Annotated in this window: 14 protein-coding genes; 1 reads left to right on the plus strand and 13 read right to left on the minus strand. The window is 64.6% G+C overall.

What is annotated here, in order from left to right; genetic code table 11:
* Window positions 1–128: 128 nt before the first annotated feature.
* A complete protein-coding gene (locus tag RR51_RS27325; protein ID WP_023660807.1) occupies window positions 129–458 on the minus strand; it encodes a hypothetical protein in 330 nt (109 codons plus the stop codon).
* A gap of 74 nt (window positions 459–532) precedes the next feature.
* Window positions 533–1,183 (minus strand): DUF998 domain-containing protein, encoded by a 651-nt coding sequence (locus tag RR51_RS27330; protein WP_039615336.1) that lies wholly within the window; start codon window positions 1,181–1,183, stop codon window positions 533–535.
* Between the two features lie 195 nt (window positions 1,184–1,378).
* Between RR51_RS27330 and RR51_RS27335 the strand changes: the two genes are divergently transcribed.
* A complete protein-coding gene (locus RR51_RS27335; RefSeq protein ID WP_039615337.1) occupies window positions 1,379–2,128 on the plus strand; it encodes a FadR/GntR family transcriptional regulator in 750 nt (249 codons plus the stop codon).
* 173 nt (window positions 2,129–2,301) lie between these two features.
* Here the strand turns inward: RR51_RS27335 and RR51_RS27340 are convergent, their stop codons facing one another.
* The 11 genes from RR51_RS27340 to RR51_RS27390 form a co-directional block, all read right to left on the minus strand.
* On the minus strand, window positions 2,302–3,882 hold the full coding sequence (locus RR51_RS27340; protein WP_039615338.1) for an aldehyde dehydrogenase (NADP(+)): 1,581 nt from the start codon (window positions 3,880–3,882) through the stop codon (window positions 2,302–2,304).
* Between the two features lie 186 nt (window positions 3,883–4,068).
* Complete coding sequence (garD, locus tag RR51_RS27345) at window positions 4,069–5,622, minus strand: galactarate dehydratase (protein ID WP_039615339.1); 1,554 nt, start codon at window positions 5,620–5,622, stop codon at window positions 4,069–4,071.
* 77 nt (window positions 5,623–5,699) lie between these two features.
* Window positions 5,700–7,061, minus strand: coding sequence for an MFS transporter (locus RR51_RS27350; RefSeq protein ID WP_023660766.1), 1,362 nt, complete (start codon window positions 7,059–7,061; stop codon window positions 5,700–5,702).
* A 104-nt stretch (window positions 7,062–7,165) separates the two neighbouring features.
* Window positions 7,166–8,077: a 5-dehydro-4-deoxyglucarate dehydratase gene (gene kdgD / locus RR51_RS27355; protein WP_039615340.1), complete on the minus strand. Its 912-nt coding sequence runs from the start codon at window positions 8,075–8,077 to the stop codon at window positions 7,166–7,168.
* 447 nt (window positions 8,078–8,524) lie between these two features.
* Window positions 8,525–9,334 (minus strand): gamma-glutamyl-gamma-aminobutyrate hydrolase family protein, encoded by an 810-nt coding sequence (locus RR51_RS27360; RefSeq protein WP_013972989.1) that lies wholly within the window; start codon window positions 9,332–9,334, stop codon window positions 8,525–8,527.
* A 420-nt stretch (window positions 9,335–9,754) separates the two neighbouring features.
* The gene (locus RR51_RS27365) at window positions 9,755–10,537 is read right to left on the minus strand and encodes an amino acid ABC transporter ATP-binding protein (RefSeq protein ID WP_013972988.1); all 783 of its coding nucleotides are present in this window, start codon (window positions 10,535–10,537) and stop codon (window positions 9,755–9,757) included.
* A 22-nt stretch (window positions 10,538–10,559) separates the two neighbouring features.
* Window positions 10,560–11,804 carry an NAD(P)/FAD-dependent oxidoreductase gene (locus RR51_RS27370; protein WP_039615341.1) on the minus strand — a complete coding sequence of 415 codons (1,245 nt, stop codon included), beginning with the start codon at window positions 11,802–11,804 and terminating at the stop codon, window positions 10,560–10,562.
* Between the two features lie 16 nt (window positions 11,805–11,820).
* Window positions 11,821–12,531, minus strand: a complete 711-nt coding sequence (locus tag RR51_RS27375) for an ABC transporter permease (protein ID WP_004376258.1) — start codon at window positions 12,529–12,531, stop codon at window positions 11,821–11,823.
* A complete protein-coding gene (locus RR51_RS27380) occupies window positions 12,528–13,247 on the minus strand; it encodes an ABC transporter permease (protein ID WP_004376260.1) in 720 nt (239 codons plus the stop codon). The genes RR51_RS27375 and RR51_RS27380 overlap by 4 nt, the downstream gene beginning before the upstream one ends.
* 145 nt (window positions 13,248–13,392) lie before the next feature.
* Window positions 13,393–14,145, minus strand: coding sequence for a transporter substrate-binding domain-containing protein (locus RR51_RS27385; RefSeq protein ID WP_025338834.1), 753 nt, complete (start codon window positions 14,143–14,145; stop codon window positions 13,393–13,395).
* A 22-nt stretch (window positions 14,146–14,167) separates the two neighbouring features.
* Window positions 14,168–15,040 carry a MurR/RpiR family transcriptional regulator gene (locus RR51_RS27390; RefSeq protein ID WP_024087285.1) on the minus strand — a complete coding sequence of 291 codons (873 nt, stop codon included), beginning with the start codon at window positions 15,038–15,040 and terminating at the stop codon, window positions 14,168–14,170.
* Window positions 15,041–15,236 lie beyond the last annotated feature (196 nt).

Raw genomic sequence — 15,236 nt, forward strand, 5'->3', positions numbered from 1 at the left:
CGGTACTGACAAAGCTTGTCTATTGCTTGTACCGGCCTCTTCGCAGCACAAGGCTGCTCCTACAGAGGACGCTTCAAACGAGCGATATTTGTTTTTTGCGCGACAGCGCAGCCCAAAGAGCCAGCGCTTTATCGCCTTGCTACCGCATGTTGCACGCACTGCTCGTAATAGGTCTGCTTGATCGCTGCAGGCTTTAGCCGCGAGCGACTGTTGTAGGTCTGTTCGGTAATGCCGAAGGCGGTCATGCGCATCCACGGTTTGGGGAATTTGCGCGCCTGCAACTTCTTGCGCGTGGCATACAGGGTCACCCCGGAAAGCTTGGCCTGCTGGGCCTCGGCGGCTATCTGCGCGCCCCAGCCGCAAGTGTGGCGATCGTTCTGGCTCAGCGCCCGTGCCTGGGCGCCGAAAGCGAGCGTGGCTAGCAGGCAGCCGGCCATCGTTGCTAGAAGTACTCGCATGTTGCTGTCCTAAGCATCTGAAGGAAAACGAAGTTTGCCCTCACAAGCAGCTACCGGGGGCCAGCAAATTGCCGTCAGGTTGTTGCCATCCGCAACGGGCTGGCGCGGTGTGTGCGCAGGCTGGTCCAGGCCAGGCTGGCGACCCAGATCACCGATACGCCGTAGTTCAGGCGCTGGTACAGGCCGAACCATTGGCCGCTTTGCGCTGCCTTGCCCATGAGTACGACGGTCACGATCGCCAGCACCACGCAAGCCAGGGAAAACAGCCCCAGCGCCCTGGAGCAGGCAATGCGATTGCCCAACCAGGCCCACAGTGCGCTTGCAAGGGTCAGCGAAAGGAACATCAGCAAGCCGGACAGGTTGTGTAGCTGCTGTGAAGGGGAAGGCTGCGCCGGAGCGCAACCTTGGTCGCAGGGAAACCAGCCGGTACCCAGGCTGCCCAGACCATGCAACAGCACCAGCGCCGCACTCAGCAATGCCAGCTTCGAACCACGCCAGCGCCGCGCCAGGCCACAGGCAAACAGGGTGAACAGCATGGCAAGGGGGAAGTTGTTGACCAACGGCGACCAGTTCTGGGTCGGCGAACCGACGGCGCCGAGCTGGCTCATGGCTTGTTGCAGGTGGTCGTAGCCGGGGTAGGCCAGGGCGGTGAACCATACGCCTGCCAGCAGCCAGAAGGGGATCAACAGGCCACTGGCTAGCAACAAGCGGTCGAGGGGTTTCATGCGGTGTTTTCCTTCCATGGATGAGCGTGAAACCGCACAGTACAGGCTTGCACCTGCGAGGGGCCAGCATTTCCAGTGTTGCGTTAAGGGCTGCGTGTCGCCTGCGGACGCCGAGAAATACCGCACTGCGTGTATGTGATCGTACAACTGCTTGCGCTATGATGAGCGCTGTCTTTCAAGGTGAAATACAGGGCAATGACAGAGCAGCAGGTACAGGCAAAGACCCGGCGCAAGCCGCGCAGTCTGGCCCAGGAACTGGTCACGGTGCTGACCGAGCGCATTCGCAGCGGCCAGCTCAAGCGCGGCGACAAGCTGCCGACCGAATCGCAGATCATGGCCGAAGAGGGTGTCAGCCGCACTGTGGTGCGTGAAGCGATCTCGCGGCTGCAGGCCGCCGGGCAGGTCGAGACCCGCCACGGCATCGGCACCTTCGTGCTGGACGCGCCAGCCACGGGTGGTTTCCGTATCGACCCGGCGACCGTGGTCACCCTGCGCGAAGTATTGGCGGTCCTGGAGTTGCGCATTGCCCTGGAGATCGAATCGGCGGGCCTGGCGGCGCAGCGGCGCAGCGATGAAGAGCTGGCCGGCATGCGTGCGGCGCTGGACGAACTCAACGAAGGGGCCGCCCACGCCACGGATGCGGTGTCGGCGGATTTCCAGTTCCACCTGCGCATTGCCCAGGCCAGCGGCAACCACTACTTCGCCGACATCATCAACCACCTAGGCACCAGCATCATCCCGCGTACCCGGTTGAACTCGGCGCGGCTGGCCCATGATAACCAGGCGCACTACATGAGCCGGCTGATGCACGAGCACGAGGCGATCTACGAAGCCATCGCCCGGCGTGATAGTGAAGGGGCGAAGATGGCCATGCGCATGCACCTGAGCAACAGCCGCGAGCGCTTGCGCCAGGCGCATGAAGAGGCCGAGGCGCAGGGGGCCTGAGGCTTCTCTGTTGCCTGACCTGGCCTCTTCGCGGGTAAACCCGCTCCCACAAGGTTATCCATTACCTGTAAGTACGGCGCGGTCCCTGTAGGAGCGGGTTTACCCGCGAAGAGGCCGGTACAGGCAAAAGAAAAGCCCCGCCATGCGCGGGGCTTTCTGGTTTCAAGGGGCGATCAGATCGCGCCCTCACTCCACTGGCCATTCACCAGCCGGCGCAGCCCAAGCGGGTTGCCGTCGCGCAGTGCCTCAGGCAACAGTGCCTGCGGGTAGTTCTGGTAGCACACCGGGCGCAGGAAGCGGTCGATGGCCAGGGTGCCTACCGATGTGCCGCGCGCATCCGACGTGGCCGGGTAAGGCCCGCCGTGCACCATCGCATCACACACCTCGACACCGGTCGGGTAGCCGTTGACCAGGATCCGCCCGACCTTCTCTTCCAGCAGCGGTACCAGCCAGGCGAAGGCCTGCAGGTCTTCCGGCTCACCAATCAGGGTCGCGGTCAGCTGGCCGCGCAGGCCGAGCAGGGCGGCGCGCAACTGATCATTGTCCTGCACTTCCACGGCAACAGTGGTCGGGCCGAACACTTCTTCCTGCAGCAGCGGGTCAGACTCCACCAGCAGGCGGGCATCGGCCTTGAACAGCTGGGCGCGCGCCTGGCTGCCTGCCTGCGCCTGGCCGGCCAGGTGCTCGATACCGGCATGGGCGTGCAGGTGCTCCAGGCCACCGACGTAGCTGCGCAGGCCACCTGCGTTGAGCATGGTCTGGCCGGCCTGCTGGCTCAGGTGCTGGCCAAGCTCGGCCAGCAGTTGGCTGTACTGCGGCGACTGCAGGCCGATCACCAGGCCTGGGTTGGTGCAGAACTGGCCTGCGCCCAGGCACACCGAACCGGCCAGTTCTCGGGCGATGGCTTCGCCACGCTTGGCCAGGGCGCCCGGCAGGATGATGACCGGGTTGATGCTGGACATCTCGGCGAACACCGGGATCGGCTGCGGGCGCTCGGCGGCCATGCGGCACAGGGCGTCACCGCCTTTCAGCGAGCCGGTGAAGCCGACCGCCTGGATGGCAGGGTGCTTGACCAGCCACTCGCCGACGCCGCCACCGAACACCATGTTGAACACGCCCTTGGGCATGCCGGTGCGCTCGGCGGCGCGCTGGATGGCACAGCCAACCAGGTCGGCGGTGGCCATGTGGCCGCTGTGGGCCTTGAACACCACCGGGCAACCGGCAGCCAGGGCCGCAGCGGTATCGCCGCCGGCGGTGGAGAAGGCCAACGGGAAGTTGCTGGCACCGAACACGGCGACCGGGCCGACGCCGATGCGCATCTGGCGCAGGTCCACGCGTGGCAGGGGCTGGCGCTCGGGCAGGGCCAGGTCGATGCGCGCACCGAGGAAGTCACCACGGCGCAGCACCTGGGCGAACAGGCGCATCTGGCCGCTGGTGCGGCCGCGCTCGCCCTGGATACGGGCGGGGGGCAGGGCGGTTTCACGGCAGACGATGGCGACGAAGGCGTCGTCCAGTTCGTCCAGCTCGGCGGCGATGGCGTCGAGGAATTCGGCGCGCCGCGCCGGGGCCAACTGGCGGAATTCGGCGAAAGCGGCGGCCGCGGCCTTGGCGGCCTGGTCCACTTCGCTTTCGGTGGCCTGGGCGAAGCTGTAGGGCAGAGCCTCGCCGGTGCTGGCGTCCAGGCTCTGCAGGCGCTGCTGGCCAGCGGCGCTGCGCTGGCCGGCGATGAAGTTGTGGCCGAGGATTTCAGGCATGGGGTGCTCCTGTAGAGAGTAGTGAATGAAGAGAACGTGCTTGAGGCGTTTGCTCGGACCCTGTGGGAGCGGGTTCACCCGCGAAGCAGGCAACTCGGTGTATGGCACCGGCTTTGCCGGTGTTCGCGGGTGAACCCGCTCCCACAGGGACCGCGTTGCAATATTGAGTCGGGCAAGCCCTTGGCATCAGGTAATCGGTGCCGGGTTGAACAGGGTGATGTCGTTGTGCAGGCGATGCTGTTCGGCCCAGGTCTGCTTGTGGCCGCTGGCCACGTCCAGGTAGTAGTGGAACAGCTCCCAGCCCAGCTCCTCGATGGTCGAGCGGCCGCTGGCGATGCGCCCGGCGTCGATGTCGATCAGGTCGGGCCAGCGCTGGGCCAGCTCGCTGCGGGTGCATACCTTGACCACCGGCGCCATGGCCAGGCCGTACGGGGTGCCGCGGCCGGTGGTGAACACATGCAGGTTCATGCCAGCAGCCAGTTGCAGGGTGCCGCAGACAAAGTCGCTGGCCGGGGTGGCGCAGAAGATCAGGCCTTTGCGGTTGACCCGCTCGCCCGGGCCGAGCACGCCCTGGATGGCGCCGCTACCGGACTTGACGATCGACCCCAGCGACTTCTCGACGATATTTGACAGGCCGCCTTTCTTGTTGCCCGGCGTGGTGTTGGCGCTGCGGTCGGCGGCGCCTTGCTGCAGGTAGCGGTCGTACCAGTCCATTTCGCGCACCAGGGCGTCTGCGACCTCCTGGTTTTCCGCCCGCGAGGTGAGCATGTAGATGGCGTCGCGCACTTCGGTCACCTCCGAGAACAGCACGGTGGCGCCGGCGCGTACCAGCAGGTCGGCGGCGTAGCCCAGCGCCGGGTTGGCGGTGATGCCCGAGAAGGCATCGCTGCCCCCGCACTGCATACCCAGGATCAGTTCGCTGGCCGGCACGCTTTCGCGGCGGCGCTGGTCGAGTTTCTTCAGGCGGGTCTCGGCCAGTTGCATGATCTGTTCGATCATTTCCACAAAGCCCAGGCTGGCGTCCTGCAGGCGGTACAGCCACGGGTCGCTGAGGTCCACCGACGGGTCGTTGTCGTGCATCACCTGGCCGGCCTGCAGCTTTTCGCAGCCCAGGCTGATGACCAGGGCCTCACCGCCCAGGTTGGGGTTGCGCGCCAGGTTGCGCACCGTGCGGATCGGGATGTAGGCATCGCGCGCGTTGATCGCCACACCGCAGCCGTAGCTGTGGGTGATCGCCACCACGTCATCGACATTGGGGTACTTGGGCAGCAACTCGCTGCGAATGCGCTTGACCGCATGCTCCAGCACGCCGGCCACGCACTGCACGGTGGTGGTGATGCCGAGGATGTTGCGGGTGCCGACGGTGCCGTCGGCGTTGCGGTAGCCTTCGAAGGTGAAGCCTTCGAGCGGCGGCAGCGGCTGCGGGACGGCGTCGCAGCGTGGCAGGCTGTCCAGCTCCGGCGCGGCCGGCATGGCCAGCTGGCTTTCCTGCACCCAGCTGCCCTGGCGCAGGTCTTCCAGCGCGTAGCCGATGATCTGCCCGTAGCGGCGCACCGGTTCGCCCTTGGCGATGGCTACGGTGGCCACCTTGTGGCTCTGTGGCACGCCCTCGACCAGGGTCAGGCCGTCGGCGAAGCGGGCGCCTTCGCCCAGGCCGCCATCATTGACCACCACCACGACATTGTCGTCGTCGTGCAGGCGGACGTAGCGGGGCGAGTCGGAATGTTCGATCAACTGCATGTTCGGGCCCTACTTGTCAGGTTCTCAGGCTTTTGTACATCCGCCCGCGGCAGGGTGGCCGCCGCGGGCGTGTTCACTCAGTGGCGCGAGCCGGCCAGTTCGCTGCCGGCCACTGGCTCGGCGTCAGGCTTTGGGCTTTCACGCAGCTCGATGCGCTTGATCGGGCCGACGATCACCAGGTAGCTGAACACCGCCACCAGGGCGTTGGCGCCGACGTACACCAGGGCCCACTTGAACGAGCCCGTGGCGCTGATGATGTAGCCGATCACGATTGGCGTGGTGATCGAGGCGATGTTGCCGAAGGTGTTGAACAGCCCGCCCGACAGCCCGGCGATCTGTTTCGGCGAGGTGTCGGCGACCACCGCCCAGCCCAGCGCGCCGATGCCTTTGCCGAAGAACGCCAGGGTCATGAAGCCGACCACCATCCACTCGGCGTCGACGTAGTTGCAGAACACCATGGTGGTCGACAGCAGCAGGCCGCAGACGATCGGCAGCTTGCGCGAGAAGGTCAGCGAGTTGCCGCGGCGCAGCAGCCAGTCGGAGATCACCCCGCCCAGCACACCACCGATGAAGCCGCAGACCGCCGGCAGCGAGGCGATGAAGCCGGCCTTGAGGATGGTCATGCCGCGCTCCTGCACCAGGTACACCGGGAACCAGGTGAGGAAGAAGTAGGTGATGGCGTTGATGCAGTACTGGCCCAGGTACACGCCCAGCAGCATGCGGCTGGTCAGCAGTTGCTTGATGTAGCCCCATTTCGGGCCGTCGTTGCCGCGCTTCTGGTCCATGTCCACCAGCCCGCCATTCTGCTCGATGTGTTCGAGTTCACCTGGGCTGATACGTGGGTGTTGGCGCGGGTTGTAGATGGTCTTCAGCCACACCATGGAGAACACGATGCCCAGTGCGCCCATCACCACGAACACGTGCTCCCAGCCGAAGCTGAACACGATCCAGCCCATGATCGGTGCGAACAATGCGGTGGCGAAGTACTGCGCCGAGTTGAAGATGGCCGAGGCGGTGCCGCGTTCCTGGGTCGGGAACCAGGCCGCGACGATGCGCGCATTGCCGGGGAACGACGGGGCTTCGGCAAAACCGACCAAAAAGCGCAGGGTGAACAGCGTCACCACCGCCCAGGCCACCGGCAGGCCACCGACAAAACCCTGCAGCAGGGTGAACAGCGACCAGGTGAAGATGCTGAAGGCGTAGACGTTCTTGGAACCGAAGCGGTCGAGCAGCCAGCCACCAGGAATCTGGCCAGCCACGTATGCCCATCCGAAGGCGGAGAAGATGTAGCCGAGGGTCACGGCATCGATGCCGAGGTCTTTCTGCAGGCTGGAGCCCGCGATGGCAATGGTGGCGCGGTCAGCGTAGTTGATCGTGGTCACCAGGAACAGCATGAACAGGATCAGGTAGCGCACATGCGTCTTCTTCGTCGCTTGCATGCTGGTAGTACTCCCACTAGTTATTTTTGTGCGGGCTCACGAATTGTAACCGGAGTGGGGTTGGCCCACTCCGGGTGCGGCATCTGGCAGGCCGCGGGCGGCGCTTACTGCGGGCCCATCTTGTCCATCAGCGCGGCGAGTTTTTCGTACTCGTCGGCGGTGAGGTCGGTAAGCGGAGTACGCACCGGGCCGGCGTCGTAACCGGCAATTTTGGCGCCGGCCTTGACGATGCTCACGGCATAACCGGCCTTGCGGTTGCGGATGTCCAGGTACGGCAGGAAGAAGTCGTCGATCAGCTTGGCCACGGTGGCGTGGTCGTCACGGGCGATGGCGTTGTAGAAGTCCATGGCGGTCTTCGGCACGAAGTTGAACACGGCGGAGGAGTACACCGGCACGCCCAGGGCCTTGTAGGCGGCCGCATACACCTCGGCGGTCGGCAGGCCACCCAGGTAGCTGAAGCGGTCGCCCAGGCGGCGACGGATCGACACCATCAGCTCGATGTCACCCAGGCCGTCCTTGTAGCCGATCAGGTTCGGGCAGCGCTCGGCCAGTTTTTCCAGCAGGTCGGCGTTCAGGCGGCAGACGTTGCGGTTGTAGACGACTACGCCGATGTTTACCGATTTGCACACGGCTTCGACGTGGGCGGCGACGCCTTCCTGGCTGGCTTCGGTCAGGTAGTGCGGCAGCAGCAGCAGGCCCTTGGCACCCAGGCGCTCGGCTTCTTGCGCGTATTCGATGGCCTGGCGGGTGGAGCCGCCGACGCCGGCGAGGATAGGTACCGACTTGGCGCAGGTGTCGACGGCGGTCTTGATCACCTGGCTGTATTCGCTGGCAGCCAGCGAGAAGAACTCACCGGTGCCACCGGCGGCGAACAGCGCGCTGGCGCCGTACGGGGCCAGCCATTCCAGGCGCTTGACGTAGCCAGCCGGGTTGAAGTCGCCCTGGGCGTTGAAGTCGGTCACCGGGAAAGACAGCAGGCCGTGGGAGAGGATGGATTTGAGTTCTTGTGGAGTCATTGTTGTTGGCATCCTGTGGCGCTTGGGTGAAGGGTGTTGTTTTGCGTTGGAGGTAAGTTATCGTACAACTTGTACGATGACTAGTCCTTTTGGGAGATTTTTTGTGGAGGGGCGGAAGGAGTGTTATTGCCTGTGCTGGCCTCTTCGCGGGTAAACCCGCTCCTACACGGACCGCGTCGCGCTTGAAATTTGCGGAGATCCCTGTAGGAGCGGGTTTACCCGCGAAGAGGCCAGAACAGGCGACAACAAGAAATGCATGAGACACAGATGGCAGCCTCACTGCGATCAGTCATCGTATCTCTTGGTGGGGTAGGAAAAAAAGATCGCGGAGACAGGCACAAGCCCGCCGCCCGTTTCCACAGGAAGTGTTCTGGGACCAGCAGAGGGTGACCGGGGAAACGAGGGCGACCTTGCGCCGCCCCGCGATCAAAGCAGAGGAAACTGGGGTCAGGCAGCGTGCTGGCGCTTGATCTGCGCCTTGCGTACCTGGGCCCGGCAAGCGTCGCCGAAAGCCTGGAAAATCTTGATCGAATCCGGGTTCTTCGCCGCTTGCCATTCTGGGTGCCACTGCACGGCGAACAGGAACGGCGAGATGCTCGGGGCATGGATCGCCTCGACCAGGCCGTCTTCGGCGTGGGCGATGGCCTCGATGCCGGTGCCGAGCTTGTGCAGGCCTTGGCCATGCAGCGAGTTGACGCGAATCTCGTCGGTACCCAGGGTGTCGCGCAGCCAGCTGTCCGGCTTGATCTTCACGCCGTGCACCTGGGCGTATTGCACCTCGACCGGGTCTTCCGGGTTTTCCCGGTGGTCGTTGAAGCCAGGCTCGGCGTACACCTTCTGGTAGATGTCGCCACCCAGGGCCACGTTGATTTCCTGCATGCCACGGCAGATGCCGAAGATCGGCAGGCCACGCTTGATCGCGGCCTTGACCAGCGGGATGTCGAACAGGTCGCGGTTCTGGTCCTGGCCTTTGCCGGGGGTCTCGTTTTCCTGGCCGTACAGGGCCGGGTCGATGTTGCTGCCGGCGCCGGTCAGGTACACGCCGTCGGCCATGTCCAGATAGGTCTCGAGGTCTTCGATGCCGCAGCAGGTGGGCACCAGCACCGGGACGCAATCGGAAAACTCGACCAGCGGGGTGATGTATTTGTGGGTCATGACCTGGTAGTCATGGCCTTTGCGCTCTTGGCTGCCCATGGTCATCAGGACGACGGGTTTGCGCAGGGAGGGTTGCTTGTTGCCAATGTTGCTGTTGGACATATGTCACCTTGGGACAGGTTCGGCCTGTCGTTGTTGTGCAGGTGCACGGCGCGGGGCCATAGGTGCAACCTGTAGCCCCGAGCACTGCCGGCTCGTCGGAGGCGACGATTCCGGTCGGGGCTTGTAGATAGCTTGCCAGAGCCGTTCGATATGTCAAACGACGGAGCAGGGCTTGATGGCAGGGAATGCGCCGGATTTTGGGGCCTTAAACCGATGCGGGCCTGTAGTGGCGTGGGTTTGGCGGGGGGTAAGGTCAATAATATTTAACGATGCAGTTGGGTCTTTGCAGCGGTGCAATGAAGGTATCGCCTGTTCCGGCTTCTTCGCGGGCATGCGCGCTCCCACAGGTTGATCACCGGTCTCGAAGGCCGAGGTGATCCTGTGGGAGCGGGCGAGCCCGCGAAGAGGCCGGAACAGGTGTCAGTGCAGTATCTGCGCCAGGAACCCCTTGGCCCGCTCGGTACGCGGCTGGTTGAAGAACACCTGCGGCGGGCTGTCTTCGATGATCTGCCCGCCCTCGAGGAACAGCACCCGCTCGGCTACCTGGCGGGCAAAGCCCATTTCGTGGGTGACGCAGAGCATGGTCATACCGGTGCCGGCCAGTTGCACCAGCACATCCAGCACCTCGGCGACCATCTCTGGGTCAAGCGCCGAGGTGGGCTCGTCGAACAGCATGATCCGCGGCTTCATGCACAGCGCCCGGGCAATCGCCACGCGCTGCTGCTGGCCGCCGGACAGCTGGCTGGGGTACTTGTGCGCCTGGCTTTCGATGCCGACCTTGCTCAGGTACATGCGCGCCCGCTCCTCGGCGTCCTTGCGCGACAGGCCGCGCACGCTGGTGGGGGCCAGCAGGCAGTTGTCGAGCACGCTCATGTGCGGGAACAGGTTGAAGTGCTGGAACACCATGCCGATGTCGCTGCGCACCTGCGCCGCTTCGCGGGTGGTGGCCGCCAGGTCGATGCCATCCACCTTGATGCTGCCCTGCTGGGCCACTTCCAGGCGGTTGATGCAGCGGATCAGGGTCGACTTGCCCGAGCCGGACGGCCCGCACAGCACGATGCGTTCGCCTTCGCGCACCTGCAGGTCGATGTCGCGCAGTACGTGGAACGCGCCGTAGTGCTTGTTCAGGCCTTCGATGCGGATCAGCACCGGGCGTGGGTCGGGTTCGGGGGCAAGGGTGGCAAGGCTCAGTGGTGCGGTCATCTTGTTGTTCTCCCGCAGGGGTTCAGTCGAAACGGGTCGCGCTGTAGGGCGCGGGGTCGGTGAAGGGGCGTTCGCCGGTGACCAGTTCGGCCACCAGTCGGCCGCTGACCGGGCCCAGGGTGAGGCCGTGGTGGGCGTGGCCGAAGTTGAACCACAGCCCCGGGTGGCGCGGCGCCGGGCCGATCACCGGGCGCATGTCGGGCAGGCACGGGCGGCGGCCCAGCCAGGGGGTGTCGTCCAGGCGCTCACCCAGGGCCGGGAACAGCTTGCGCGCCAGGGCTTCGCAACGGCCCAGCTGGATCTGGTTGCCCGGCGCGCTGCTGGCGTCGAACTCGATGCCGGTGGTCAGGCGCACGCCGCGGGCCATCGGCGCCAGCACGTAGCCGCCCTGGGTGTCGCAGATGGAATGCTCCAGTTGCGCGCCGTCACGGGTGCTGTAGTGCATGTGGTAGCCACGCTTGATCGCCAGCGGTATCTGGTAGCCAAGGCCGCTGAACAGGTCGGCTGACTGCGGGCCGAGGCAGGCCACTACCTCGTTGGCGGTGATCGGGCCGCGGCGGCTGTCGACCCGCCATTGGCCGTCGACCTGGCGCAGGCTGCGCGCATCGCCATGCAGAAACTGCCCGCCGCGCTGCATGAACAGGGTGGCGTAGCCACGGGTGAGGGCGCCAGGGTTGTTCACGGTCTTGGGGTCGAGCCAGTGAATGCCGCCGACCACGCTGGCATCCAGCTGGTGCTCGCGGGCCTGCAACTGCCCGCATTCGAGGATTTCGAACTGCAGGCCATATCGGCTCAGGCCCTTGGCGTCGGCCTTGGCCTGCTCGAACAGCGCCGGGTCACGGAACACTTCGATCCAGCCTTTGGCCTGCACCAGCCCTTCCAGGCCGGCGGCAGCGATCAGTGCGTCGTGCTCCTCGACGCAGCGCTGCACCAGCGGCAGCATGTCGGCGGCGGCCCCGGCCAGGCGCCCGGGGGCCGATTGGCGCCAGTAGCGCCACAGCCAGGGTGCGGCCTTGGGCAGGTGCAGCAGGCTGTAGCGCACATCGGGCTGGCGGTTCAAGCCGTAGCGCAGCAGCGCGCCCAGTTGCCGCGGGAAGGCATAGGGGATCACGCTGGAGCGCTCGATCAGCCCGGCGTTGCCGTGGCTGGTGCCGCTGCCCGGTTCGTCGCGGTCGATCAGGATCACCTGGCGCCCGCGGGCCTGCAGGTGCAGCGCGGTGCTGACGCCGACGATGCCGGCGCCGAGGACAAGGGTCTGGCAATGCATGGAACGTATCCTTCGGTCAGTTCAGGTGGCGGCCCAGGCGGGCTTCCAGGTGTTTCAGCAGGCGCCGCACCAGTTCGACGATCAGCAGGTAGAGCACGGCGGCCCACAGGTAGATCTGGAAGTCGAAACTGCGCGAGAAGGCCAGTTTGGTCACGCCCATGAGGTCGTAGATGGTCACCAGCGAGGCGATCGCGCTGGCCTTGATCATCAGGATCAGTTCGTTGCCAAGCGGGCCGATGGCCACCAGCAGCGACTGCGGCAGGATCACCTTGAAAAAGGTGGTCGAGCGCTTCAGGTTCAGCGCCCGCGCCGCCTCATGCTGGCCGGGGGCGACGGCCATCAGGCTGCCGCGGAAGATCTCGGCCTGGTAGGCGGCGGTATTCAGGGTGAACGCCAGCAGGGTGCAGAACCACGCCTCGCGGAAGAACCACCACAGGCCGACGTCCTGCCAGAAGCCTTTGAGCGAACCCAGGCCGTAATACAGAAGGAACAGCTGGGCCAGCAGCGGCGAGCCGCGGAAGAAGTACACATAGCCGGCGGCCATGCGCTGCAGCAGCAGGCTGCGTGACATGCGCGCCAGGGCCAGCAACAGGCCGAGCACGGCACCCAGGCTGAAGGAAATTGCCACCAGCTTGGCCGTTACCAGCAGGCCATCGAGGAAGCGTGGGCCGTAGCGTTCCAGCAGGTCGGGGTCGAGTACCAGCGCCAGCAGTTGTTCGAAGCTCATGCGCGTGCTCCTTGCAGGTGGCGGTTGCTGCGCCGTTCGATGAAGGCGAACACGCGCCCGGAAATGGCGGCGAACAGCAGGTAGCCCAGGCAGGCCACGCCATAGAAGAACATCGGCTCCTTGGTCACGCTGACGGCCAGGTTGGTCTGGCGCATCAGGTCGACCAGCGAGATGGTAGATACCAGCGAGGTGTCCTTGAGCAGCGACAGCCAGTTGTTGGACAAGCCGGGCAGGGCGATGCGGGTCAGTTGTGGCAGCAGCACTTTGAAGAAGCCGGTGCGCTTGCTCAGGCCCAGCGCCGAGCAGGCTTCCAGCTGGCCCTTGGGCAGGGTCTTGAAGGCTGCCAGCCAGATCTCACTGGAGAACGCGGCGAACACCAGGCTGAAGGCGATCATCGCGGCGAGGAAGGTATTGATCAGGAACTCACCCTGGTAGCCCATGGCTGCGAGGATCTTCTGTGCGGCGATCTGGCAGCCGTAATAGATGATCAGCAGCGTCAGCAGTTCGGGCAGGCCACGGAACACGGTGGAGAAGGTGGTGGCCCATGCTCGCGGCAAGCGCTTGCGCGAGCGTGCTGCAAGGGCGACCACCAGGCCCAGCGGCAGGCCGATGGGCAGGCAGGCCAGGGCCAGGGAAACGGTGACCAGGGCGCCGGCCAGCAGCGCCTGGCCCCAGCCTCCACTGGCGAAGGACAGCAAGGACAATTGATCGAGCATGACGAACACCTTGTGTTGACCTCACCGGCCTCATCGCCGGCAAGCCAGCTCCCACAGGTACACCGCTGTTCTTCAGGTCAGTGAGCAACCTGTGGGAGCTGGCTTGCCGGCGATAGGGCCCGGTCAGGCAATGAGGGCTTGAAGATCAGTTGTAGATATCGAAAGCGAAGTATTTGCTGGCGATCTTCTGGTAGGTGCCGTTGGCGACGATCTGCTGCAGCGCGGTGTTCAGGCGCTGGCGCAGCGCTTCGTCGTCCTTGCGCACGGCAATGGCGGCATCGGCCTTGGTGTTGGCCACGTCGCCGAGGATCTTGCAGCAGTCCCCGCCGTTCTTGGTCATCCACTCGTTCAGCGGGAATTTGTCGGCAATCACCCCGTCCAGGCGGCCCGCGGCCAGGTCGGCGTTGGCTTCGTCCATGGTCGGGTACAGCTTCACGTCGGCACCGGCCTTTGCGTAGACGTCTTCGGCGTAGATGGCTTGGGTGGAGGACGACTGGGCGCCAACGGTGTAGCCGTCGAAGTTGGTCTGGGCGTCGCTGATCTTGCTGTCCTTCGCCACGGCAACGGTCAGCGGGGTGCGGTAATAGTGGTCGGTGAAAGCAATTTTCTTGCGCCGTTCTTCGGTATTGATCATCGACGCGACCACTGCGTCGTACTTGCGTGCCATCAGCGCCGGGATGATGCCTTCCCAGTCCTGGGCCACCAGCGTGCACTCGACTTTCATCTGCTCGCACAGGGCGTGGGTGATGTCGACGTCGAAGCCGTGCAACTGGTTATTGGCGTCGACATAGTTGAAGGGCGGGTAGGCGCCCTCGGTGGCGAAACGCAGGGTTTCGGCACTGGCGGCACCCGACAGCAGCAGGGCGCACGCACCCACCAAGGCCATGGTCTTGTTCATCTCGCACCTCATTGCACTCTTGCTATTGTTGTTTTCCCGTCGACCACGAGGTGTAGCCGACGAATTCGTTATGTAGAGCGGCAGTTGCTTCCAAGCGTTTTTCAACATCCGGCCCGAGCTTCTTGCAGACCTCGTTGACCATCAGGTGCACCCACGACAGCATGGTCGAGGTGGACTCCCAGAACAGGTTGAACTCGGTGGGGATGCGGAACACCTCGTCGGCGTTGGCATCGGCCCAGTCACAGAAGGTGTCGGTCACCAGCGTGACCGCTATGCCAGCCTCGCGCGCCTTCTGGCACAACAGCAGGGCATGGCGGGAATAACGGCGGGCTTCGAACACCACCAGGGCGCTGTCTTCGGCGCGGCCCAGCAATACTTCGCCAAAGTGCCCGGCACTCATATCCACCAGCTGCACGCCATCGCGCAGGTACTGCAGCAGGTGGCTCATGCACATGGCGATGCCGCGCTCGGTCTGGAAACCTGCAATGAACACCCGCTGCTTGCTCGCCAGGCGCTGGGCGACGCTGTGCCAGGCGCTGCTCTGGCGATACTCGTGCACGCGAACCAAGGCGGCGATTTCCAGCTCCAGGCTGCCTGCGTTGTCGCTGGCGTCCTGATTCTGGCGGTAATCTTGCAGGCGGTCACCCACCAGCCACGGGCCATCGCCCAGGTCGTTCTGCAGGTCTTGCTTCAACGCCTTGAGATGGGCATAACCCAATGAGCGGCAGAAACGGCCGACGCTGGATTCGCTGACGCCCAGCTTGACGGCAATGCTGGCCGAGGTCTGGAACGGCAGTTCATGCAGGTTGGCGAGCATGTAGGTAGCGATCTTGCGGCCCGAAGCAGCGGCCCCTTCGAGGCTGTTTTCCAGGCGTTGCTTGATCGGTTGGCTCATGCTGCGGCTCCAGGGGTAAGGCTTGCGAAAGAAAATGGCTGTTTTCTGTCATCAAGTCAACATTTGACAGATAGCTGTCACATGCAGGAAAGTTTTTGTCGTTGCAACGCTGTAGCCATTCCAATTCCAACAAGGAGCTTCAGATGTCCGCACCTTCTACCAGCACCGTCGTGCGTGTGCCTTTTACCGAGCTGCA

Origin of the sequence: Pseudomonas sp. C5pp (assembly GCF_000814065.1) — a bacterium.
Taxonomy (GTDB): Bacteria; Pseudomonadota; Gammaproteobacteria; order Pseudomonadales; family Pseudomonadaceae; genus Aquipseudomonas; species Aquipseudomonas asiatica.

Bases quoted from the DNA above. Each gene is read 5' to 3' on its own strand.
- RR51_RS27375 (WP_004376258.1), bottom strand. From the start codon at position 12,531: ATGAGCTTCGAACAACTGCTGGCGCTGGTACTCGACCCCGACCTGCTG.
- RR51_RS27370 (WP_039615341.1), bottom strand. From the start codon at position 11,804: ATGCATTGCCAGACCCTTGTCCTCGGCGCCGGCATCGTCGGCGTCAGC.
- RR51_RS27385 (WP_025338834.1), bottom strand. From the start codon at position 14,145: ATGAACAAGACCATGGCCTTGGTGGGTGCGTGCGCCCTGCTGCTGTCG.
- garD (WP_039615339.1), bottom strand. From the start codon at position 5,622: ATGCAGTTGATCGAACATTCCGACTCGCCCCGCTACGTCCGCCTGCAC.
- RR51_RS27365 (WP_013972988.1), bottom strand. From the start codon at position 10,537: ATGACCGCACCACTGAGCCTTGCCACCCTTGCCCCCGAACCCGACCCA.
- RR51_RS27390 (WP_024087285.1), bottom strand. From the start codon at position 15,040: ATGAGCCAACCGATCAAGCAACGCCTGGAAAACAGCCTCGAAGGGGCC.
- RR51_RS27325 (WP_023660807.1), bottom strand. From the start codon at position 458: ATGCGAGTACTTCTAGCAACGATGGCCGGCTGCCTGCTAGCCACGCTC.
- RR51_RS27360 (WP_013972989.1), bottom strand. From the start codon at position 9,334: ATGTCCAACAGCAACATTGGCAACAAGCAACCCTCCCTGCGCAAACCC.
- RR51_RS27350 (WP_023660766.1), bottom strand. From the start codon at position 7,061: ATGCAAGCGACGAAGAAGACGCATGTGCGCTACCTGATCCTGTTCATG.
- RR51_RS27335 (WP_039615337.1), top strand. From the start codon at position 1,379: ATGACAGAGCAGCAGGTACAGGCAAAGACCCGGCGCAAGCCGCGCAGT.
- RR51_RS27380 (WP_004376260.1), bottom strand. From the start codon at position 13,247: ATGCTCGATCAATTGTCCTTGCTGTCCTTCGCCAGTGGAGGCTGGGGC.
- RR51_RS27330 (WP_039615336.1), bottom strand. From the start codon at position 1,183: ATGAAACCCCTCGACCGCTTGTTGCTAGCCAGTGGCCTGTTGATCCCC.
- kdgD (WP_039615340.1), bottom strand. From the start codon at position 8,077: ATGACTCCACAAGAACTCAAATCCATCCTCTCCCACGGCCTGCTGTCT.
- RR51_RS27340 (WP_039615338.1), bottom strand. From the start codon at position 3,882: ATGCCTGAAATCCTCGGCCACAACTTCATCGCCGGCCAGCGCAGCGCC.